This is a genomic window from Clostridium sp. MB05, assembly GCF_046581255.1.
Lineage (GTDB): Bacteria > Bacillota > Clostridia > Clostridiales > Clostridiaceae > Clostridium.
This window is the reverse complement of sequence record NZ_CP174370.1, coordinates 1,739,233-1,762,845: the sequence shown is the minus strand read 5'-3', so window position 1 is coordinate 1,762,845 and position 23,613 is coordinate 1,739,233. Positions and strand designations below refer to the sequence as shown.

Genomic DNA, 23,613 nt, shown 5'->3' with positions numbered 1-23,613 from the left:
TAGCCTTTACTTTTATATCTTATCAAACCACTCTACTATTGTCAATAATTCCAACTCTTCTCATAAAGCCTATTTTATGCTGGTCCAGTACTTATTTATACTTTCTTCATATTTATTTTTTTGAGGAAAATAGTATTTTGTATTATCTAAGTTATCAGGCATATATTGTTGTTTTATATAATGATTTTCATAATCATGGGGATATTTATAACCTCCAACACCTAGATTCTCTGCTCCACTATAATGGGAATCCTTTAGGTGATTTGGTACATCTCCTATATTTTTATTTTCTAAATCCTTTATTGCATTAGAAATAGCTAAATATGCACTATTTGATTTTGGTAATGTTGCTAAGTATATAACAAGCTCTGATAATATTAAAGAAGCTTCTGGAAGCCCTACCTTTAAAGCCAGTTCTATACCTGAATTAACAACAGTCAATGCATTGGGATGAGCAAGCCCTACATCCTCAGCTACTATTACAGAAATTCTTCTTATTATTGCCGTTAAGTTTCCTGATTTAATAAGCCTAGCTAAATAGTGTATAGCTGCATCTGCATCACTACCTCTTATACTTTTCTGAAGAGCACTTAACAAATTATAATACTCATCTCCACTTGCATCTGCTCTCATATGAGATTGATTTAAGCTTTCTATATATTCTACAGAAATATTTTTTACTTTTTTAAGTTGAGAATTTATAGCAAGTTCTAATATATTGTAAGCCTTTCTATAATCTCCTTGAGAAATTTCACTGATATATTTTAATGCTTCTAATGAATATTCCACCTCTATATCTTCATTAATTAACTTCTTTATTGCCTTTTCTAGCCCCTCAGTTATTTCTTCTATATTTAAAGCTTCAAATTTAAATATGTTGCATCTACTTAATATAGCCTTATGAATTGCAAAATATGGATTCTCTGTAGTGCTAGCTATTAATGTAACTCTACCATTCTCAATAAATTCTAATAGAGCTTGTTGTTGCTTTTTACTAAAATGTTGAAGCTCATCTATATATATAACTACTCCATTATAATTAAGTAAACTATCTAAGCTTTCAGTTATTTCTTGAATATCTTTAACAGAAGCTGTAGTTGCATTTAACTTATAGAATTTTTTATCCACATAGTTAGCCATTATATTAGCTAAAGTTGTTTTCCCCGTTCCTGGTGGCCCATATAATATACAGTTAGGAATCATCTTGTTTATAATTAAATTATATAAAGGTTTCCCTTTAGCCAATATATTTTTTTGACCTACAAAATCCTCTAATCTTTTAGGTCTCATTATTTCTGCTAATGGTTTCATATCATATCCACACTTTCTTAAATACTTTAACTTTATTTAAATCCTTCATTTAATTCTGCTGCTTTTTCAAGGTTTTCATACTCAGTAAGCCCCTCTATAAAATATAGTCCATCTTTTTCTCTTGCAACAACTTCAACAGGAATATTTTCTCCTATTGCTTCATCACTTGCTTTTTCATCACCATGAATCTCTACTGCCTTTGCTTTTATATTTAAAATCATACAAACCTTATATTTACCATTTTCTTCTTTAATACTTTTAACTGAGCTTTCATATTTTTCAAGATTTAGTTCGCCTATATATAAGGAATAAAATTCTACATAATTGCAAACATAAAAGTTTTTTTCACTTATATGCTTTTTCATAGTATCATTATATCCATTTTTATAAGATAAAACTAAATCTATTGTTTCTTTTATGTCTTTTTCTTTTCCTTTACTTATACCCTGAGAACATCCAAACATAAGTATTTGTATAAATATTAAAAAAGTAACTACTAAAATTCTTTTTTTCATAAACTTCCTCCACGTTTAATGTTAATCTTATAAACCCTTAAATAAGTTGTATTTATAAATAATATCATATTTTTTTCGTATATATGTATAATTAGACAATAAAAAATAGAGGATACTTTTAAAATCCTCTATTTTTTCTCTTATATATTATTTTTTCTTAGTTTCTTTTTTAACTTCTTTTACTTTTGGTCCTTCATAAGCATTTATATACATTTGTTTAATTTCGCTCATTAATGGATATCTTGGGTTAGCCCCTGTACATTGATCATCAAATGCTTGCTCAACCATTTCATCAATTGTTGCATAGAAGCTTTCTTTTAATACTCCTGCATCTGCTATTGATTTTGGCATTCCAACTTTATCTTTTAATTCGTCTATAGCCTTTGTTAATAATTCAACTTTTTCAGCTTCTGTATTTCCACCTAGTTGTAGGTAATCTGCTATTCTAGCATATCTCCAAGCTGCATTTGGATATTTGTATTGAGCAAAGGCTGTTTGCTTAGTTGGTGCATCAGCTGCATTAAATCTAATTGATTCATTTATTAATAATGCATTAGCCATACCGTGTGGTAAGTGATGGAATGAACCTAGCTTATGAGCCATTGAGTGACAAATTCCAAGGAAAGCATTAGCAAATGCTAAACCTGCTATTGATGCAGCGTGAGCCATCTTTTCTCTTGCTTTTACATTTGTACTTCCTTCATTGTATGCTACTGGTAAATACTTAAATACTAATCTTATTGCTTCTAAAGCTAATCCATTAGTATATTCTGATGCTAATACTGAAACATAAGCTTCAATTGCATGAACTAAAACATCAATACCTGAAGCAGCTGTTAATCCTCTTGGCATACTCATCATAAGTTCAGCGTCAACTATAGCCATATCTGGAGTTAGTTCGTAATCTGCAAGTGGATATTTAACACCTGTTTTTTCATCAGTTATAACTGCAAATGGTGTAACTTCTGATCCTGTACCAGCAGAAGTTGGAATAGCAACCATCATTGCTTTTTCACCCATAGTTGGGAATTTATAAACTCTCTTTCTTATATCCATAAATCTCATAGCTAAATCTTCGAATCTAACTTCTGGATGTTCATACATTACCCACATAATTTTAGCTGCATCCATTGGTGATCCTCCACCTAATGAAATTATAACATCTGGATTGAATGCAAGCATTGCTTCTGCACCTTTTTTAGCTGCTGCTAGAGTTGGATCTGGCTCAACTTCTGAGAATATTCTAAAGTCTATTCCATATCTTTCTAAAACATCTGTTATTCTAGCTGTATATCCAAGTTCAGCCAAAATTTTATCTGTTACTATAAATACTTTCTTTTTACCCATATCATGTAATTCTTGTAAAGCGATTGGTAAACATCCATATTTGAAGTAAGTCTTTTCTGGAACTCTAAACCAAAGCATATTTTCTCTCCTCTCAGCAACACTCTTTACGTTAATTAAATGCTTAGGACCAACGTTTTCTGAAACTGAGTTTCCTCCCCATGATCCACATCCTAGTGTTAATGAAGGCGCTAGTCTAAAGTTGTATATATCTCCAATAGCTCCTTGTGATGCTGGCATATTTATTAATGTTCTTGCAGTCTTCATAGCTGCTCCGAATCTAGCAATTCTCTCTGTTGATTTTATTTGATCTGTATAGAATACAGACGTATGACCCATGCCACCTAATTCTATTAATCTACAAGCTTTTGTTAGAGCTTCATCAAAAGTTTTAACTCTGTACATAGCAAGTACTGGTGATAATTTTTCATGTGAAAATGGTTCTTCTAATTCTACTGATTCAACTTCTCCAACTAAAACTTTAGCTCCTACTGGAACTTTAACCCCAGCCATTTCAGCTATCTTGTATGCTGGTTGGCCAACCATATTAGCATTTAAGCCACCTTTTTCATTTAAAATTATCTTTCTAACCTTATCTACTTCTTCACCTTTTAATATGTATGCTCCTCTTGCAGATAATTCCTTTTTAACTTCTTCATAAACTTCATTCATAACTAAGATGCTTTGTTCTGATGCACAAATAACTCCATTATCAAAAGTTTTTGAAAGAAGTATTGAGTTTACAGCCATTTTTATATGAGCTGTTTCATCTATAATAGCTGGAGTATTTCCTGCTCCAACTCCTAAAGCTGGTCTTCCTGATGAGTAAGCTGATTTAACCATTGCAGGACCACCTGTAGCTAGTATTATATCGGATTCTCTCATAACATTTTGTGATAATTCAACTGATGGTTCATCTATCCAAGCTATTATTCCTTCTGGTGCACCTGCTTTAACAGCTGCATCTAAAACTATTTTAGCTGCTTCAATTGTAGCTTTTTTAGCTCTTGGATGTGGTGATATAATTATTGCATTTCTTGTTTTTAATGCAATTAATGTTTTAAATATTGCTGTTGATGTTGGATTTGTAGTTGGAACTATAGCTGCTACAACTCCTATAGGTTCTGCTATTTTAGTTATACCAAAAGTATGATCTTCTTCTATAACTCCGCAAGTTTTCATATCTTTATATTGATTATATATATATTCTGCAGCAAAGTGATTTTTAATTACCTTATCTTCTACAATTCCCATTCCGCTTTCTTCAACTGCCATTTTAGCAAGTTTAATTCTATTGTCACTTGCTGCCATAGCTGCTTGTCTGAATATTTCATCTACTTGTTCTTGTGTGTAAGTGGCGAATACCTTTTGCGCTTCTCTTAATTCTTTAATTCTTTGAGTTAATTCTTGTGCATTTGTTACAGCCATTTTAATTCCTCCTACATATCTATATAATAATTTTATTTTCTAAATTTTCTTTTTTGTCTATCGACTAAGTACAAGTTTATTTTAGTATATTGTCTATTTTTTGTCAATCTTTTTTGTTAAAAATTTATCATATTTTAAAAAATTATTTTTTAGTCCTATTTTAATACATTATTATAAAGTTATTTTACACATATTTAAACCACTTTCCCCTTATTATGTTCATATAATATAATATTCGACTTTGATTATTAAGTTATTTTCTGATTATTTGTGTTATTTTGAATATTGATATAATCTAATCGTAAATAATCTCTTAAATGTATATGGCATTTTAAGTAATATTATTGTTATATATATAACAATAATATTTTAATTTCTTACTTTTCATCTTTTTAAATACTCTCATCTAGATTTTAATATACAATTAGAACTTAATTACTATTACTTTTCCTAAAAATCATATTAAATATTCATATCATATAAAGGTTGTTATAAAAATATAAATAAAACCTTCTATTTATTCAATAATACTATGCTAATAAAGTTCTATCACTTAAGTCTTCATTTACATTAGCTTCCTCAAATAATTTCATTAATTTGAAATGAGTTAACTCTTCTTTTTCCTTATCTTTTACATCAATTATAATTTGTCCACTATGCATCATAATAAGTCTATTTCCACTTTTAATAGCTTGTTTTAAATTATGAGTTACCATAATAGTAGTTACTCCAGTTTCTTTAACCATTTTTCCGTTATATCCATTATCTTTAAAGAAGTTTTAGGATCTAAGGCTGCAGTGTGCTCATTCAATAATAATAATTTGGGCTTTGTCATAACAGCCATTAATAATGTCAAAGCTTGTCTTTGTCCCCCAGATAATAAATTTACTTTTGTATATAATTTATCTTCTAATCCTAAATCTAATTCTTTAAGAATATTTTTATAATAGTTAATTCTTTTTTTATTTATTGCGAAAGATAATCCATAAATTTTTCCTTTGTTATCAGCTAACGATAAGTTTTCTAATATAGTCATGTTCGGTGATATACCAATAGATGGATTTTAAAAAACTCTACCTATATTTTTTGACCTTTTATATTCATCCTTATTTGAAACATCTTCTCCATCTAATAGTATAATTCCACTATCACACTCTATATTACCAGATACTATATTTAATAACGTTGATTTTCCAGCACCATTAGATCCAATTATACTTATGAAATCTCCTTTTTTTACTTCTAAAGAGAATTTAGAAAAAACTTTATTTTCATTATTTTTTTGTAAATAAAAATATTATAGAGCTAAAAATAAATTAAAGTTTAAGGGGCTGTTATAAAATAACAGCCCCTTAAACTTTAATTTTACTATTTATTCTGGAACAGCTCTATGTCCTATTCCTATTACAACCTCATCTAAATGTAATAGTCCAACACTAAGGAAAATACATACACTTAAGTGCTCACCTTTTCTAGCAATGCCTACTTTTCCTCCTACATTTTGACCACTTGCTCTATTCCAAACTTGCATTAAAGCATCTCTTGTTGCGCCTATTACTCCACCTTCATGCAAGTGTTCTTCTCTTATTACTCCATTTCTTTTAGAGGCTACTAAAGCCCTTTCTAATATTTTAGAAGTTGAGTCATTTATATTTCCACCTATATTAACAGCAGTAACTAATACACCTTTTTTCTTGAATTCAGTTTTTAATTCTTCTTCCTCTTCTCTTGATGAAATAGCCATTCTTACTGAATATTTAGCAACATCTAAACTAGTGTTTCCCATAATATCCTCCCACACTCTAATTATTTACCCCTTAATAATATCACAAATATATTACTGAATATAGTAAAATTAAACTGTTGAAAGTAAATAACTGAAAGTTTATTCTATTGATTCACATTTCTCCTTAAAATAATTATTAAGCTTTTCTAAAGATTCTACAAGGACATCTCTTTCCTTATCTAAAAGTCCACCCATCATAGATTTAACCATTTCATTATGAAATCTTTCGTGTAACCTATGTGCGACTTTTCCTTTCTTGGTTAACTCTACAAGAACTACTCTTCTATCTTCTTCTATTCTTTTTCTATCTACATACCCCTTTTTAATTAGCCTATTTATTGCTGTTGTTAAGGTACCCACAGTAATCCCTAAGTCTTGTGCAACCTCACTCATCATTCTTTGTTTTCTTCCTATTGCTTCAATAGTGTGCATTTCTCTAACTGATAAATCTGAAAAATGTCCATTTCTTAATGTTTTTTCTTCAATCTGTAGTATTTCGTTAAATATCTTTACTAATAACTCATTAACTACATTTTCACTTCTTTCCATAATAACTTTATCCCATCCTTTTTCTATAGTTCCTCAATTAAATAATAATCTAATATAAACTAAAATTCAATTACATAATGAATATTTTTATATAAAATATTTTGATTATCAAAGTTATTTTACCTTTATTATATTAATATCATTTTATTACATTTAAATATACTATATTTTTATTATTTTTTAGATCATTTAATATAGTTTCAAAGCTAATATATTGAGGCTTTAATATAGTATAAATTGCATGAACTTCTTCTTTTGAACTATCTTCTTCTAATAAATACTCTATAACTTTAATAATTAAATTTTTACCTTCTAAATACTTTTCTATTTCTAACTTAGTATCGTCTAAATTATTATACTTAATTTCAATTTTTTTAATTACATTTTTAGATATGAACCTGTTTTCTATGCTTTTTAAAAATACTAGAGTTATTACAATTATTATAGCTCCAAATATACTTACATAATACTCGCCCATGCCTATAGTTAATCCTAAACATGCTACCACCCATAATGTTGCTGCTGTTGTTAACCCCTTTATATTACCTTTAGTATGCACTATAGCTCCAGCTCCAATAAACCCAACTCCAGTTATTACTTGAGCGCCTAATCTTCCATAATCTATTTTTATAATTTCACTTAGATCCTTGTTAGCTTCAATAATTGCTATAGCCTTATTTCCTATATCAATTTGTAGCAAAGATATTATTGTAGCTCCTACACAAACTAGTATATGTGTTCTAAGTCCTGCTGCTCTGCGTTTTCTTTCTCTTTCATATCCTATAATACCACCAACAAAAACTGAAAATATCAACCTTATTATTATTTCCCTAATACTTAATGGCATGTTTTCCTCCCTTAAGAGTTTATAATATTATAGTATTTAATTTATATAAATTTGCCATCAGCCTATATATTTAGTAAAGCCTTATGAATATATAAACTTATAAAAATAAATTGAAATAATATTATAAAGGGAGCTAATTTTTAGCTCCCTTTATTTAAAGCATTGTGATCGATAATAAAGTTACTATTATTCCTATAGTTATAATTAGATAGTAAAACCTATTCTTACTTTCATTATCATATAGCTTTAATTTTTCTATCTTCCCTTTTGGATATATTACTTCAATTTCATCTCCTCGTTCTAAATTAATCTTATTACTTAAATATGAAAGCGCTATTTTTACTTTTTTATCATCATCTTCAACCTCTAATATAGGATATAAATTCGCATTATATACTGTATTATATTCAGTTCCAGGCATAAGATAAGTGTAACTTTCAAAACCTATTACTTTAGCTTTTTTTATAATAGATTTTTTATTTAATATAATATTTTTCTCTAAATAAAAGAAAGTAAACATAGTTAAAATCAACCCAATAATTGCAAATAAAACTCCCATAGAAATCCCCCATTTAATGTATTATTTTATTATCTTCTTCACTAATATAGTATGCTATATCTTTTTAAAAGATATCTAATATGCTATTTTTCATATTTTTCTAATAAATTCTTTAATTATCTACTATTTTCTTTCACAATCTATACTATTAATAATAATTTATTAGTTTTTTAGGCATTTTATAAACTTTTTTAAATTTAACTTTTGTAAATAATAGACATTTATTTCGTTTACTAATTTACGTTATTAGGCTATTATTTAATTATAGCTATTAATAGGAGGTATCTTGTTTATATGAATTATACAAAAGTTAAGTTTGAAATATATATTCCTTCTGATTATTCAGACAAATTAAGAGAAGCTATAAATAGAACAGGCGCTTTAACTATAGGAGATTATGATAACTGTATGTCTATAAGTGAAGTCTCTGGATATTTTAGACCTTTAAAAGGATCAAATCCTCATATTGGAAAAGAAGGAGACTTATCTATTGAAAAAGAGGCTAAGATAGAGTTTAGATGTGATAAGGATTTAGCCTTTGAGGTTATTAATGTTATAAAAAACCTTCATCCATATGAAGAACCAGTTTATAACATATTTCCAGTAATAAATTAAATAATAAAGATATTTGTGGTGGCTTAATTATAGTCACCATTATCTTTATGTTATAAATTTTATTTATAAGTAGCATTTTTATATAATTAGAATAATTTATTATAAACATTAATATATGAGGTACAAAATAATGAAAGTTGTTATAATTGGTGGTGGATTTGCAGGCTGCCAAGCTGCTATACAATCAAGGAAAATGGGTGCTGAAGTTCATATCTTAGAAAGAACTGATATGCTTTTAGGAGTTGGAAATGTAGGAGGTATAATGAGAAATAATGGTAGGTACACTGCTTCCGAAGAACTATCATTATTAGGAGCTCCGGAATTAATAGACATAATGGATTCTTTAGCTATCCATAAAAATATAGATTTTTCTGGTCATAAACATGCAAACTTAACGGATATAGGTAAAGCAGAACCAGAAATCAGAAGATATATCTTATCTTTAGGTATTAATATACATTTTAAAAATAGAGCCATTAATGTACACCTAGAAAATAATACTATAACTAAAATAAAATTATCTGATGGGTCCTTTATGGATGGTGATGTCTTTATTGAAACTACAGGTTCTACCGGATCTATGACTAACTGCTCACGTTATGGAAATGGATGCTCAATGTGCATTTTAAGATGTCCAAGCTTTGGAGGTAGAGAAAGCTTAAGTTCTAAAGCAGGTATAAAAGACATTATTGGAGAAAGAAAGAACGGTATACCAGGCGCCATGAGTGGATCCTGTGAATTACCACGTGAATCTTTATCTAATGATATATTAGATAAACTAGATAAGTATGGAGTTGTTTCATTGCCAATTCCTAAAGAGGATATTAATTTAGATAAATTAAGTGAAAAAGTGTGCCAACAATATGCTTTAAAGGATTTTGCAGAAAATATTATTTTATTAGATACTGGTCACATTAAACTTATGACTTCATATTATCCTTTAGAAAAGCTTAGAAAAATACCTGGACTTGAAAATGCACGATATATAGATCCTCTATCTGGTGGCAACTCTAATTCTATTAGATATCTAGCCTCTAGTCCTAGAGATAATACCATGAGAATACTTGGCATAGATAATATGTTTTGTGCTGGTGAAAAATCCGGATTTTTTGTTGGCCATACAGAAGCAATGGTTACAGGTGCACTAGCTGGATACAACGCTTTTAAATATATCTCAAAGGAAGAACCATTAATACTTCCTAGAAGCTTAGCAATTGGAGATATAATAGCTTTTGCAAATGAAACTCTAGACATGGAAAATGGAAAAAGTATTAGACATACATTTTCTGGTGGAGAGTACTTTGAAAGAATGAAAGAATTAAATTTATATACAACAAATAAAAATGAAATTCTAGATAAAGTACAGACTCTAAAGCTCCTAAATATATTTAATAAATAAAAAATGTTAGCCTTAAATTAATTTTAAGGCTAACATCTCTTCTTAATTAAATATAGTTACTACTAATTAGAAAATATATTTTTTATCGCTCCTGTTGGACATTTCTTAGTACATAATTGACAATTTACACACTTATCATAATCAACCTTAGCTAAATTATTAACCACGTGAACAGCATCTTTAGGACAGTTTCTTTCACAAAGCTTACATCCTATACAGGCTGCTGAACAATTTTCCTTTACGTGCCTTCCTATTTCAATATTGTTACACTCAACTCTTACTTTCTTTGAAACTGGAACAGATTCAATAAGTCCTTTAGGACATATATTTATACAAGCTCCACAATTTGTACATTTGTCTACATTTACTTTAGCAATTCCATTTATTATTTCTAATGCATCAAACTCACAAACATTTACACAACTTCCAAGGCCCAAACATCCATATGAACATGACTTTGAACCTCCATCAATCATAAGTGAAGCTGTTAGACAATCACTTACCCCTTCTAACTCATATCTTGATTTAGCTGAATCACAATTTCCATTACATTTTACAAAGGCAGTCATCTTTTCAGCGGCATCTACCTTAATACCTAAAATCCCACCAATATCTTCTGCTGTTTTTGCTCCCCCTACAGAGCATAAATTAGGCTTTGCTCCTGCTGTTACAACTGCTTCAGCATATGCATCACATCCAGCAAAACCGCATCCCCCACAGTTAGCACCCGGTAAACATTCTCTTAACATTGGTATTTTAGGATCAACCTTTACTTCAAAAGCTTTTGCTGCAAAACCTAGTAGTACTCCAAAAATCAACCCTAGAATTCCCAAACTTAAAGCTGCAAATAAAATATTCATTTTAACTCTCCTCCTAGTGAATTAATCCCTGGAATCCTAAAAAGGCAATTGACATTAAAGCTGCTGTAAATAATGTAATTGGTAATCCTCTTAGAACTACTGGTATATTTTCATTATTATCTATTCTTTCTCTTATAAAAGCTAGTAGCACTATAGATAACATATAACCTAATGCAGCTCCTAAACCATTTACTATAGACTCTATAAAGCTATATCCTTCTTGTATATTTAAAGTTGCCACACCTAAAACTGCACAATTTGTTGTTATAAGAGGTAAATATATCCCAAGTGCTTTATGAAGAGCTGGAGATAATTTTTTCATCGCCATTTCAACAAATTGAACTAATGCTGCAATAACTAGTACATTAGCTATTGTCTTTAAGTATTCTAATTCTAATGGAACTAGCATTCCATTATATACAATCCATGACATTATAGAAGCTAATGTCATAACGAAGGTTACTGCAAGTCCCATACCTATAGCTGAATCCTTTTTCTTTGAAACTCCAAGGAATGAACATATTCCTAGGAATTTTGAAAGAACAAAGTTATTTACAAGCATTGCTGCTATGAAAATCATAAATAATTCCATTTGTTACACCCCTCTTAGTCCTTCTTTTTCTCTTTTATTTCTATTTCTTTTATTTCTATTCCGTTATTGCTTCCACAAGAACCAGTTCCACATCCTGAACAACTTCCGCAACTATGTTCTAAAGATTTAACTGCTTCTCCAGTTCTAGCTGCTTTTCTTATATTGTAGGCATTTAAAATTACCATAAGTCCACCTAAAGTAAAGAATGCTCCTGGTGCTAATATCATTATAGAAGCTGGTTTAATGCTTTCTGGTAATATTTGAATTCCTAGAATTTGTCCAGCTCCTAAAATTTCTCTAAAAGTTCCTATTAGGAATAATGCAATTGTAAAGCCAATTCCCATTCCAATAGCATCAAAAATAGATGGTAAAACTGGATTTTTTGAAGCATATGCTTCTGCTCTACCTAAGATTATACAGTTAACAACTATTAATGGTATAAAAATTCCTAAAGATGAATAAAGACTTGGAACATATCCTTGCATTAACATATCTACTATTGTAACGAATGATGCAATAACTACTATATATGCTGGTATTCTAATCTTATCTGGAATTAATTTTCTTATTGCTGAAATCATCATATTAGAAAATATTAAAACTATAGTTGAAGCTAGTCCCATACCTAATGCATTTTTAGCATTTGTTGTAACTGCTAAAGTAGGACACATAGCTAAAACTTGAACAAAAATCGGATTTTCGGTAATTATTCCATTTTTTAATCTTTCAATTAATTTATTCATTTTTCTCCTCCTAATTTATTATTAGTTTGCACTTGCTCCTGTATCTGCGTCAGTACCTTCTTGTGGTGCTAATTCCTCACCTTTTATATTTTCTAAATAAAAAGAAATTGCTTCATTTACTGCAGTCACAGATGCCTTACTTGAAATTGTAGCTCCTGATATAGCTTCTAATTCATTATCTTTATTAGGAGTTGTTTTAACTACTTCTAAATATCCATTTGCAGGTTTACCTTTAAATCTTGAAGTAAATTTATCTTCTGAAATTTTAGCTCCAAGACCAGGTGTCTCACTATGTGATAGAACTTTAACTCCTGCAACTTTATCATCTTTTGATATACCTACAACAAAATCTATTGGTCCATGGAAGCCTTTACTGTTGATCTTTAATACATATCCAACAACGTCACTCCCACTTACTGCTTCGTATATTTCCTTTACATTGCCTTCTGAATCTAAATTTATATCCATATCTTTAATACCTTCAGCTTGTGGTAATATATAACTTAAATCCTCTTTACTAATTTTAGAATTTTCTATAATTGCTTCTTTAGTTAAATCATTAGCAAAACCAAGTAATAGTCCTGCTATCATAGTTATAATTAGAAGGATTCCTCCTAGCTTAAAATTCTCTTTCATACTCTATTAAGCCTCCTTCTTAACTTTTATTTTTTTAGTTGTAAAATATTCTATAAGAGGAGTAAATAAATTAGTTATTATTATTGCATAATAAGGCCCTTCTGGATTAAAACCTTTTACTGCTATAATTGATGCACAAACCCCTGCTATTAATCCAAATATGTACTGCCCAACTTTTGTCATTGGTGTTGTTCCATAATCTGTGGTCATAAATATTCCTGCTATAAAAAATGCTCCTGGAAGTAATAAGTCTTTTCCAAAATAATTATACATTAGCATTGATGATATTATAAATGTAAGCGGAGCTCTTAAACTAATTCTTCCTCTTAACACTAAATATAATCCACCTATACATAGAGCTAAAATAGAAACTTCTCCTATGCTTCCATTTGCTTGTCCTATTATTTTGTCTATTAAAGGTACTACTACTTCTGAAGTTTCAGATGCTGATGATGTTGCATCTGCTACTGGTTTTGCCATTACTCCAGCCCATGATGCAATTAAAAACGCCTTAGTTGCAGCTGCTGGATTCATAAAGTTCTGTCCAAGACCACCAAAAAATTGTTTTACAACAATTGTTGCAAATATTGATCCTATAATTGGTATCCATAATGGAACATAGGTTGGCATAATAAGTGCTAAGATAATACCTAATACTATTGGACTTAAATCACTTAAAAAAGCCCTTTTCTTTACAAACTTATTCCAAATACCTTCTGCTATAATACTAGTTAAAACTGTTGCAACTATTACTTTAACAGCATCAATTTTATAAAAATATACTCCTGCAAATATTGCCGGAATTAATGCTATAATAAAATCGATCATTATCTTATTAATCCCAAGCCCCTTTTTAATATAAGGTGCTGGTGATATTTTAAGATTTCTATTTTCCACACTCTTCACTCCTATTCAGATTTTATATTACTTATTTGAATGTTTTTGCAGTTTTTATAGTTTGTGCGATTTCTATATTAGAAGGACATACAAAGCTACATAAACCACAATCAATACATTTTTCTCCACCAAATTTAATAAATTCTTCTTTTTCTCCCATTTTATTAAGTTCGACTAATTTTATTGGATTTAATCCTTCTGGACAGATTCTTAAACATTTTCCGCATCTTATACAGCTATAGCTTTCCTCAGATAGTGAATCTTTTTCTGTTAAGAATAGTATTCCTTTAGAATTGTCTGATACTACTGAATCTAAATTATATATAGGTGTTCCATTTATACTTCCACCATCAATAACCTTCTTAAGTTCATCAGCTTTACCATTTAAAGCTTCAAAGACTTCTTTATATGTTGTTCCTTTTTTTAACGCAACAACTTTTCTACCATCTATAGCACTTCCATAAACAGTAGATAATATCTCTACTCTTTTTCCTCCTAAAGTTTGTCCCAATTGTACTACTTCTACTAAATCATAAATAATAGCCTCTTGAACATTTCCATAAGCTTTAGAAATTAATTTATTAGAATATAAATCTGTTATAGGTGATACTTTTATAACTTCTCCATATTCTTTCAATGCTTCTTGTAGACTTTTATCTTTTCCATCTACTACAAATTTCATTTCTGAAATTGACTTAATTTTTTCTAGTCCTTTTTTTAAATCTTCTTTTCTTTCTTTTACTATTGTTCCATATCCATTTAAATTAGGTTGAAAACTAAAAGCTTTAATTATAACTTTTTTACCTCTATTATTTTCATAAGGTAAAATCAAGCTTTCTTCGATTTCCTTAGCATTTAATTCTTTAGAATTATCAACTGATAATTCTAATATGCTAGCATCACTAAGTGTAAATAATTTGTTTAAAACATTTACACTATTAAAAAGACTACTTAACACTATAAAAAACCTCCTACTTTTATGCAAGTATTTACCGTTAAAATATACCACATTATCCGTATATTTTAACGGTTACAATGATATAGTACCATAAATAGAGTATTCTCACAACTTTTGTAATATTTTTAACAAAGTTTTTAATAAAAATTTAAAAATTTTTATACAAAACATTATAAACTCAAGAATCTCCATTAAAATCACAAAAAAGATTTTTTTAAAATTTGTTTTTTAGTTATTTTTTTAACTATTCCCTTTCAAATGAAAAAAGCAAGCTATTACAGCTTACTTTTTAAATAGTCATTATATTCCTTTAAATTTCTTAATTTATCTAATTCTTTGTCCTTCATCATATAATCTAAAAATAAATCATTTAATTCTATACTCTTTACTAAATCCTTAAAAGATTTATGTAATTCATCTATATTAGAGTAAAAACAACTTCTATTATAATATAAAAAGCCTGAATCGCTATTATTTTCTATTCCTTCCGTAATAACTTCTATAGCTTTATAAAAATAATTTTTCTCTCTATATAAAACCGCTAAATTTAAATAACTATATGGATAATATGGATTTTTTTCTATAGATTTTTTATAATATTTCTCTGCCTCATTGGCTTTATTTAGATTTTTAAGCAAAACTCCCATATTAAATAGAATTCTAAAATTGTTTGAATCTATTTCTAATGCCTTTTCCATATATTTAAGTGCTTTCTGAAACTCTCCAAGTTCTTCATAAATACATCCTAAATTTGCATTTGCCCATAAATCCTCTGGAACTAAATCTAAAGTCTTATTATAATATTTTATTGCATTTTGCTTATCACTTATTCCATCATATGCATTTGCTAGATAAAAATATGCTCTATCATAGTTATTATCTAACTTAATAGCAGTTTTATAATATTCTATAGCCTCTTCTAAAAATTCATCTTCATCATATAAAACCCCTAAGCCATAATAAGCCCTTGCATCTTTTTCCTCTACTAATATAGCCTCTCTATATTTTTCTTCTGATAAGTCCTTATACCCTAATTTATCATATAAAAGTGCCATATCTAGTATAAGCTCTATATCTTTTCTACCCTCTTCAAATCTATATGCCTTTCTGTAAAACTTTAGTGCTTTTGCATATTCTTTTTCAGTTATAAAGCCTCTTGCTATATTAATATAATTTTCAAAAAGATATCTATTATCTTTCATTTTATGACCTCATTTTAATTTTATTTATCTAATCTGTAAAGTTTCTTATTCCTTTACTCATTATGTTAAAGAAAAATATTTCTATTAGAATTATAAACACTATAACAATAAATATATTCATATTAAAGTATATTGATGCAGATGCTAAGAAAATATATAATGATCCCTCTAATAAAACAACTTCTCCAATCCATTTAGAAAATATCTTTATATCTTTAATTTCTGAAAGATTAAAATTATTATTTATCATAGAAAAACTTTCTACTATAACTTTTAAAAGTAAAAGTTTCCTTTTTAATAACACAGTTATTCCAAGTATAAGCTCAATAAGTCCCCATATTAATAATATATATTTAAAAACCATACTTAACTCCCCTTTATTATTTACCACAACACTTTTTATATTTTCTATTACTTCCACAAGGACATGGATCATTTCTTCCTATCTTGTCACTATTTACTATAGTCTTTTTATTATTTTCAATTTCACCTTCTGAATTTCCTTTTAAAGTCCATCTTCTTACAGTCATATATAGCTTTTTCAACTCTTCTTTAAGTATATTATTTTCTTCTTCACTTTCTATTTCATATGCCTCTAAAAATATCTCTATAGCCTCTTCCAATGAAGCTTCATTTTTTATAGCTATAGAAAAGCTATCTATTTCCTCTTTTAGTATCTTTTTATCTATAACAAAAAGTTCATTTAGAACCTTTTCAAGCCTATTAGCTTGTTTGTTTTCTTCAATATAATCAGGTTTTGCAGCTTTAAATAAAGTCTTTTTATCAAACTTTGCAAAACTTATATCTGTATTTTTATTAGTTTCTTCTATTATTAATCTAGGTTCTTCTACATCTATATGATAAATAATATCCTCATCTAATTGATAATCAAAGCCTAGTTCTTGTCCATCTAAAAGTAAACTTCTAATTCTTTCTTCTTCAAACTCATAATTGTAATCTTCTCTAATAATCTTACAAATATCTTTTATTGTAAGAGCACCATAAAAATAAATTATTCCAGCTGAAAGCTTTATAACTTCTGAGTTTAAAATAGAATTTAATCTTAATTCTTGATTTAACTTATCTTTTATTATATCACATAATTCTTTAGGCGTTACCACAAATAGTTTTGCTTTTTCAACTCCAGTAAACATTATTCCTCTATTTCTAAAATAGTTAGCATTTATCAGCTCTGAACCAAAATATTGTTTTTTACCATTTAAATTTATTATTTCACTTAAGTATGAAAATGCATCAAAATCTAATAAGTTTAATATATAATCAATATTATTTATAATTCCATCTTTAACTTTTAATAGAGCATCTGATTTCTTTAATGATGTAATTCCTTTAACTGAATATTTACTTCCTACTTTCACTAATTCTTCTTTAGTCATTCTATCTAAATGATATTCTAAAGATTCATTATCTTCTACATCTTTCCAAAGCTTTTCTACTTTTCTAATATCTTTTTTTATTATTTCTTCTTGTATTTTACTTATATCCTTATCCATACTAGTCACCTCTTAACTTCAATTAAAAAACATATACAATTATATATGTTTTTTTAATTTGTGTACATATTAAGATTTTTAACTTAATAAAATAGATGATATAATTTTTAGCTATATCATCTACTTGTCTTTTAATAATTTTTTTAAATTCGCTCTATTTTGAACTCATTATTTTCTATAAATACTTTACACTTCCCTCCTTTTGAAAGCCCTCCAAATAGCAATTCATCCACTAATAATGGCTTTACCTCAGAATTTATTACTCTTAATATTTCTCTCGCTCCAAACTCTTTAGATAATCCTCTTTCACTTATAAACTTAATACATTCACTACTAAATTCTAAATTTACGTTTTTACTAAGAAGTTTTTCACTAAACTTCTTTAGTTCTTTTTCTGCTATTTCCGTAGCTATTTCTTTGTTTATTTGGTTAAACACAACTATTTTATCTAACCTATTTCTAAATTCTGGAGTAAATATTTTCTTAACTTCATCATTTATAGCTTCCATTTTTATAGAGTCTCTTCCAAAACCAACAAGATTTTTACCTATATCTCTTGCGCCAGCATTAGAAGTCATAATTATTATTACGTTTCTAAAATCAACCTTTCTTCCTCTATTATCTGTAAGTGTTGCATAGTCCATCACTTGTAATAATACACTTAAGATATCTACATGCGCCTTTTCTACTTCATCTAATAGTAGAACACAGTTTGGTTTTTTTCTTATAGTGTCTGTTAATAATCCGCCTTCTTCATAACCTACATAACCTGGTGGAGACCCTATAAGCTTTGAAGCAGCATGTTTCTCTCCATACTCACTCATATCAAATCTAACCAAATCAATTCCTAGTGTCTTTGCTAGTATTTTTGCTATTTCTGTCTTTCCTACTCCAGTTGGCCCAACAAAAAGCATTGATGCAATTGTCTTATTATCATCATTAAGCCCTGCTCTAGACATCTTTATGCATCTTGTTACTTCTTCTATAGCAGTATTTTGTCCAAAAATATTTTTCTTAAGTTCACCTTCTAAAGCTTTAAGAGAATTTATCTCTGTATTTTCAATGGTTTGTTTTGGTATAAGACAAATCTTTGATATTATTTCTTCAATTATATTTTTATCTACAATTCCATCTTTATAATATTCTCTATTTATATCAACATAAGCTCCTGACTCATCTATAATATCTATTGCCTTATCTGGTAAAAACCTATCACTTATATACTTTGAACTTAAATTTACAGCCAGTTCTAGTGCTTCTTTTGTGTATCTTACATTATGATAATTTTCAAAATTTTCTTTAATTCCTTCTAATATTTTTATGCTTTCTTCTATACTAGTTTCTTTAACCTCAACAATTTGAAATCTTCTTATTAAAGCCTTATCTTTTTCAAAATATTTCTTATACTCATCAAATGTAGTTGCTCCTATAAACCTTATTTTTCCCTCTAGTAAATATCCTTTTATTAAACTACCACCATCTAATGAGCCTCCATTTAAAGCACCTGCCCCTACTATATTATGGATTTCATCTATATAAACTATAGGATTTTCATAGCTTTTTATTTCATCTAATATTTGTTTTATTCTTTCTTCAAAGTCTCCTCTATATTTTGTACCCGCAAGTATTGATCCAATATCTAAGGAAAATATTTGTGAATTTTTAAGCTTATCTGGTACATTTCCTTCTTTTATAAACTTTGCAAGCCCTAAAGTTATTGCTGTTTTTCCAACACCCGGCTCTCCTACATGAACTGGATTATTTTTAGTTCTTCTACAAAGAATTTGGATAGTTCTATCTATTATATCCTTTCTTCCTACTAAAGGATCATTTTCCTCATTAGATAGAGTGTCTGTTAAATTAATACAATAACTACTTAATATACTCTTTTTGGAGCTATTTCTATTATTAATCCCCATCATATTTATAGAGTTTCTAGTTGCATTATGTTCTCTAGATTTGTTATGAGAAAGTTGAAATAGCAAATCTGATCTATTTATATCTTGCTTCTGTAAAAAATATGCTGCATAACTGTCTTTAAGAGCATAAATTGCTGCTATTATATGTTCTAGTTCAACTATATTTCTCTCACTAAATGCAGCTTGTTGTGTTGCTAATATAAATATATTTCCTATTCCATAGCTTTCTTCTGGATCTTTATCCTGTGATTTTTCTACATACTCATTTATATAGCTTATTAAGTCATTTTTTAGCTCTTCTATGTTACAATTTAATTGGCTAAGTATTTCTTTAAAATTTTCTTCTTCTAATGCACTTAGCAATAAATGTTCCGGTGTTACATATTCATCTTTATTTTCTTTTGCCATTTTATATGCTCTAAGTAAAATATCCTTAACAACTTTACTAATATCCATTTTAATCCTCCTCTACTGTAAGCTTAAAGGGAAATTCTTCTTCCTTTGCAATAGCCATAGCTTTACTTGCTTTAGATATAGCTATATCATATGGATATATTCCCGCTGTTCCCTTACCATTTTTATGAACTTCTATCATTATTTTGTTAGCTTCCTCTATACTTTTATTAAATATATCACCTAAAATAGCAACAACAAACTCCATAGTTGTAAAATCATCATTATGCATTATAACTCTAAACCTTTTAGGTACTTTTATATCTACAAATTCTTTTTCTATTACATTAACATTAGTTTCCAAATTAATTCCTCCATAATTGTAATTTTTTATATAAATATTATTTAAAATTATAGAATTTTTGATATCCTATATAAATCATACTAAAATATAATTATATATATTATATTATTTAAAGTCATAAAATATCAATCATAATAAACCAACTGATTAAACCTATTTAAAATACTTTTAAGCATTTATATATTTTCTATGTACCTAATATATGCTAAATCATATATTATAATGAGGTGATAAAAATTGGAAGATCAAATTTTAAATTTAGTAAATATAACATCTCATGCTAAAAACAATACAGATATTACATTACAAGAAACAAACGAAATCCTTAAACAACTACCTAAAATATTAAATCAAATGAAAAGTGTTATTTTAAATACTAGTCATAACCTTGCTGTTTTACAAACAGAAGTCCAATTTATAAAAACTGAACAAGATAAGTTTAAAACTGATATTACTCAAGTTCTAAATATTTTATCAGATAAATATACATCCATAGATAAGGTTCGAGAAGATTTATCTGTGTTAGATCAAGTTTTAGGAAAAAGAATGACTGAGCTAGAGGATGAACTAGTATTAACTCAACAAATGTCGACCAAAAGTTTGAATGAAGTTCTTAAATTCAAAGAACATTGGAAAATCTAATAGGACTGTATAGTAATTACAGTCCTACTAGATTTATCTTTTACTTTTTAAATAAACTACGTGTAAATTAAAAGGATAAATACAATGATAGCATTTATCCCTTAAAATTTATTTAACTTCCATAGTTCCTGTTACTTTTGATTTTTCATCCATATGGAATGTATTTTTTGCATCTTCATTTTTGAAATAAACATTCCCATCTATTATTGCATCTTGTAATATCACTCCATTTACTTCTACATATACATCCCCTTTAACTGTTCCACCTTCAATTTTTGCATTTTCATCTTTTATTGTAAGCTTTGGTGTAGTTAATGTATATGCCGCTGCTTTAGCATTGTTTTCACCCTTTTTATATAATGCTAAAACTCGAGGTGTTACCACCATTTTACTCGGATCATTTTTGTCAGCTTTTTTAAAGCCAGTATTAAGTACTACTTCTTTAGTAGTGTTAACATCATTTTCTAAAATTACAATCCAGCTTCCTTCAACTGCTTTAAATAGATTTCCTTCGTCTGTTACTCTTGATGGAGATGTCACAGCATCTGTTACTGGTGGTGTATTTTGATTTGTAGTACCATTTTCGGTTTTTTTATTACAACCAACGGATATTAGTGCTACCATTACTAAAGGAATTATTAATGATTTAGATTTCATATCAATGTCCTCCTTAAATTTTTCATTAATAATTTTCCCTTATTTATATTAAATTATTTATACTTAATTTATTTAATAATTAAAAACTTAATCCTGTAAGCAAATAGAACAATAATAAAATACTTATTATTGCACAAATATTAGTAGCTGCTTTTGATTTTCTTTTTTTAACATTTTCATCATTTTTATCTTCTGTTACATAACTAAATAAACTTTCAAATTTTTGTTTAAAATTACTCATAATACCAACTCCTAAAATTTGTGCAAAAAGGATAGCTTTAATACTATCCTTTTTGCTTTTCATTCTATTTTAATATTATTATTTATAGGGCACTTTATCCTTCTTAAGCAATTTCTGCTTGTTCCATTTCTAAGTTCTTCTTATCAGCATAAGCAACGAATGGTAAGTAAATTAATACAGAAACTACGATATTTAATAATGCTACTGCACCACCTTGCCATTGACCAGTTGCTAAGATTGCGGATATTACTGGTGGACAAGTCCACGGAACTATTACTGATGCTGGTGCAACAAAATGTATTGCACTTAATCCATAAGCTATTAAAGCTGATGCTATTGGAGCTAATATAAATGGTATAATATATATTGGATTTAACACTATTGGTAATCCAAATATAACTGGTTCATTAATGTTAAAGAATGCTGGACCTGATGCAATGTTTCTTATTGATTTATTAATAGCACTCTTTGACTTAATTATCATAGCTATCATTAAAGCAGCTGTTAATCCAGATCCACCAAGGTTAACATATGAATCTAGGAATTGGCTGTTTATAATGTTAATTCCTTCAGTATTTCCTGCTGCTATAGCTGCCATGTTTTCAGCTGTTAATGCAAGGAATATTGAACTTATAATTGGTGCTAATATATTTGATCCATGTAATCCAAAGAACCATAAAATTTGTTGTATTAATATTAATAGTAATAATACTGGTAAAGAGTTTGCAAGTCCCATTAATGGTTTTTGTATTAATGTATAAACTTGTAAGTAAACTTCTTGGTATCCAAAAGCTTCTAATATAGCAAATACTATACCTACTAAAGTTAAAGTAATCATTGTTGGTAATAAAGCTGAGAATGATCTTGATACTGCTGGTGGTACTCCATCAGGTAACTTAATAACTAACTTCTTATTTTTAGCTAACTTAGCAAAAATTGTACCTGTAATTAAAGTTGTTATTAATATAGTAATTAATCCTGAAGGTCCAAGCCATTTTGTGAATAAACCAGGTTCCCATCCAAGTGTTCCAGCATCAAATCCTCCCCAAGTAACTGGAGCTTTGTAAGCAAACATATTTGTTAAAATTAAGCATGATGCTAATGTAACTAATCCAGTTGCAAATCCATCAACATCATATGACTTACCTAAAGCATATCCTATTGATATTGCAGCGAATAATCCCATAAGGAACATTGATCCCCCATATACATTTAGCGCAATTACATCTAACCAATGCAAAGGTTGCCCTACAGCAAATAAATCCTTAACTGATTGAATTGGAAAGTTGTGAATTAAAAGACCGAAAGAACCAATAATCATAAGTGGCATTATTGTAGCAAAACCATCACGTATAGCTACTAAGTGTCTTTGAGCACCTATTTTAGATGCTATAGGAACAATATAACGTTCCATCCAATTCATGAATTTTTCCATTTAAATTCCCCCTTAAAATTTTTTGTTTATTTTTACTGATTTTCTCTAGAATGTTTTTTATTGATAATTTCGCTATAAAGAGTAAACCAGTTAATAGCACTTCTTAAAATCCTTTACATTAAAACTTTGTTTATTTTTGTTTTTCTCTTGCTTATATATAAAGCAATTTGCGTGCCAACTTTTTTCAAAACATTTTTTCTTAAACCC

At 28.3% G+C, this 23,613-nt stretch carries 24 protein-coding genes and 1 pseudogene; 3 read left to right on the top strand and 22 right to left on the bottom strand.

Going from position 1 to position 23,613, the window contains the following annotated elements; all coding sequences use genetic code 11:
• Positions 1-69 precede the first annotated feature (69 nt).
• The 8 genes and pseudogenes from ACH36K_RS08200 to ACH36K_RS08165 form a co-directional block, all read right to left on the bottom strand.
• A complete protein-coding gene (locus ACH36K_RS08200; protein ID WP_411170446.1) occupies positions 70-1,311 on the bottom strand; it encodes a replication-associated recombination protein A in 1,242 nt (413 codons plus the stop codon).
• A gap of 32 nt (positions 1,312-1,343) precedes the next feature.
• Positions 1,344-1,826, bottom strand: coding sequence for a hypothetical protein (locus ACH36K_RS08195; protein WP_411170445.1), 483 nt, complete (start codon positions 1,824-1,826; stop codon positions 1,344-1,346).
• A 147-nt stretch (positions 1,827-1,973) separates the two neighbouring features.
• Positions 1,974-4,598, bottom strand: a complete 2,625-nt coding sequence (adhE, locus tag ACH36K_RS08190) for a bifunctional acetaldehyde-CoA/alcohol dehydrogenase (protein ID WP_411170444.1) — start codon at positions 4,596-4,598, stop codon at positions 1,974-1,976.
• Between the two features lie 530 nt (positions 4,599-5,128).
• Positions 5,129-5,874 (bottom strand): annotated as a pseudogene (locus ACH36K_RS08185) (ABC transporter ATP-binding protein); the annotation flags it as partial.
• A 96-nt stretch (positions 5,875-5,970) separates the two neighbouring features.
• Positions 5,971-6,384 carry a HutP family protein gene (locus ACH36K_RS08180; RefSeq protein ID WP_411170443.1) on the bottom strand — a complete coding sequence of 138 codons (414 nt, stop codon included), beginning with the start codon at positions 6,382-6,384 and terminating at the stop codon, positions 5,971-5,973.
• 99 nt (positions 6,385-6,483) lie between these two features.
• Complete coding sequence (locus tag ACH36K_RS08175; protein WP_322458737.1) at positions 6,484-6,933, bottom strand: MarR family winged helix-turn-helix transcriptional regulator; 450 nt, start codon at positions 6,931-6,933, stop codon at positions 6,484-6,486.
• Positions 6,934-7,072: 139 nt separating this feature from the next.
• Positions 7,073-7,780 (bottom strand): MgtC/SapB family protein, encoded by a 708-nt coding sequence (locus ACH36K_RS08170; protein ID WP_411170442.1) that lies wholly within the window; start codon positions 7,778-7,780, stop codon positions 7,073-7,075.
• Positions 7,781-7,934: 154 nt separating this feature from the next.
• Positions 7,935-8,339 (bottom strand): hypothetical protein, encoded by a 405-nt coding sequence (locus ACH36K_RS08165; RefSeq protein WP_411170441.1) that lies wholly within the window; start codon positions 8,337-8,339, stop codon positions 7,935-7,937.
• A gap of 294 nt (positions 8,340-8,633) precedes the next feature.
• Here ACH36K_RS08165 and ACH36K_RS08160 point away from each other — a divergent pair, with 294 nt between their 5' ends.
• Together ACH36K_RS08160 and ACH36K_RS08155 are read left to right on the top strand one after the other, a co-directional pair.
• Entirely contained in the window at positions 8,634-8,954 is a 321-nt protein-coding gene (locus ACH36K_RS08160) for a cytochrome C biogenesis protein (RefSeq protein WP_411170440.1), read from the top strand.
• 130 nt (positions 8,955-9,084) lie between these two features.
• A complete protein-coding gene (locus tag ACH36K_RS08155) occupies positions 9,085-10,353 on the top strand; it encodes an FAD-dependent oxidoreductase (RefSeq protein ID WP_411170439.1) in 1,269 nt (422 codons plus the stop codon).
• 62 nt (positions 10,354-10,415) lie between these two features.
• Here the strand turns inward: ACH36K_RS08155 and ACH36K_RS08150 are convergent, their stop codons facing one another.
• From ACH36K_RS08150 to ACH36K_RS08100, 11 genes are all read right to left on the bottom strand, one after another.
• Positions 10,416-11,213 (bottom strand): RnfABCDGE type electron transport complex subunit B, encoded by a 798-nt coding sequence (locus ACH36K_RS08150; RefSeq protein WP_411170438.1) that lies wholly within the window; start codon positions 11,211-11,213, stop codon positions 10,416-10,418.
• Between the two features lie 13 nt (positions 11,214-11,226).
• The gene (rsxA, locus tag ACH36K_RS08145) at positions 11,227-11,805 is read right to left on the bottom strand and encodes an electron transport complex subunit RsxA (RefSeq protein ID WP_411170437.1); all 579 of its coding nucleotides are present in this window, start codon (positions 11,803-11,805) and stop codon (positions 11,227-11,229) included.
• 14 nt (positions 11,806-11,819) lie between these two features.
• Entirely contained in the window at positions 11,820-12,548 is a 729-nt protein-coding gene (gene rsxE / locus ACH36K_RS08140) for an electron transport complex subunit RsxE (RefSeq protein ID WP_411170436.1), read from the bottom strand.
• A gap of 21 nt (positions 12,549-12,569) precedes the next feature.
• The gene (locus ACH36K_RS08135; protein ID WP_411170435.1) at positions 12,570-13,184 is read right to left on the bottom strand and encodes an RnfABCDGE type electron transport complex subunit G; all 615 of its coding nucleotides are present in this window, start codon (positions 13,182-13,184) and stop codon (positions 12,570-12,572) included.
• A gap of 6 nt (positions 13,185-13,190) precedes the next feature.
• On the bottom strand, positions 13,191-14,081 hold the full coding sequence (locus ACH36K_RS08130; RefSeq protein ID WP_411170434.1) for an RnfABCDGE type electron transport complex subunit D: 891 nt from the start codon (positions 14,079-14,081) through the stop codon (positions 13,191-13,193).
• A 31-nt stretch (positions 14,082-14,112) separates the two neighbouring features.
• On the bottom strand, positions 14,113-15,039 hold the full coding sequence (locus ACH36K_RS08125; RefSeq protein ID WP_411170433.1) for a 4Fe-4S dicluster domain-containing protein: 927 nt from the start codon (positions 15,037-15,039) through the stop codon (positions 14,113-14,115).
• A 275-nt stretch (positions 15,040-15,314) separates the two neighbouring features.
• On the bottom strand, positions 15,315-16,241 hold the full coding sequence (locus ACH36K_RS08120) for a tetratricopeptide repeat protein (RefSeq protein WP_411170432.1): 927 nt from the start codon (positions 16,239-16,241) through the stop codon (positions 15,315-15,317).
• Between the two features lie 28 nt (positions 16,242-16,269).
• Positions 16,270-16,605, bottom strand: coding sequence for a hypothetical protein (locus ACH36K_RS08115; protein ID WP_411170431.1), 336 nt, complete (start codon positions 16,603-16,605; stop codon positions 16,270-16,272).
• A 16-nt stretch (positions 16,606-16,621) separates the two neighbouring features.
• Positions 16,622-17,755 carry an SEC-C metal-binding domain-containing protein gene (locus tag ACH36K_RS08110; RefSeq protein ID WP_411170430.1) on the bottom strand — a complete coding sequence of 378 codons (1,134 nt, stop codon included), beginning with the start codon at positions 17,753-17,755 and terminating at the stop codon, positions 16,622-16,624.
• A gap of 143 nt (positions 17,756-17,898) precedes the next feature.
• Positions 17,899-20,130 (bottom strand): AAA family ATPase, encoded by a 2,232-nt coding sequence (locus tag ACH36K_RS08105; RefSeq protein WP_411170429.1) that lies wholly within the window; start codon positions 20,128-20,130, stop codon positions 17,899-17,901.
• A 1-nt stretch (position 20,131) separates the two neighbouring features.
• Positions 20,132-20,431: an ATP-dependent Clp protease adaptor ClpS gene (locus ACH36K_RS08100; protein WP_411170428.1), complete on the bottom strand. Its 300-nt coding sequence runs from the start codon at positions 20,429-20,431 to the stop codon at positions 20,132-20,134.
• 237 nt (positions 20,432-20,668) lie between these two features.
• Here ACH36K_RS08100 and ACH36K_RS08095 point away from each other — a divergent pair, with 237 nt between their 5' ends.
• Positions 20,669-21,073, top strand: a complete 405-nt coding sequence (locus tag ACH36K_RS08095; protein WP_411170427.1) for a hypothetical protein — start codon at positions 20,669-20,671, stop codon at positions 21,071-21,073.
• Positions 21,074-21,181: 108 nt separating this feature from the next.
• On the opposite strand, the gene ACH36K_RS08090 is transcribed toward ACH36K_RS08095, so the two are convergent.
• The 3 genes from ACH36K_RS08090 to ACH36K_RS08080 form a co-directional block, all read right to left on the bottom strand.
• On the bottom strand, positions 21,182-21,730 hold the full coding sequence (locus tag ACH36K_RS08090) for a hypothetical protein (protein WP_411170426.1): 549 nt from the start codon (positions 21,728-21,730) through the stop codon (positions 21,182-21,184).
• Positions 21,731-21,809: 79 nt separating this feature from the next.
• Entirely contained in the window at positions 21,810-22,034 is a 225-nt protein-coding gene (locus tag ACH36K_RS08085) for a hypothetical protein (protein WP_411170425.1), read from the bottom strand.
• A gap of 40 nt (positions 22,035-22,074) precedes the next feature.
• A complete protein-coding gene (locus tag ACH36K_RS08080; protein WP_411170424.1) occupies positions 22,075-23,406 on the bottom strand; it encodes a PTS sugar transporter subunit IIC in 1,332 nt (443 codons plus the stop codon).
• Positions 23,407-23,613: the final 207 nt, after the last annotated feature.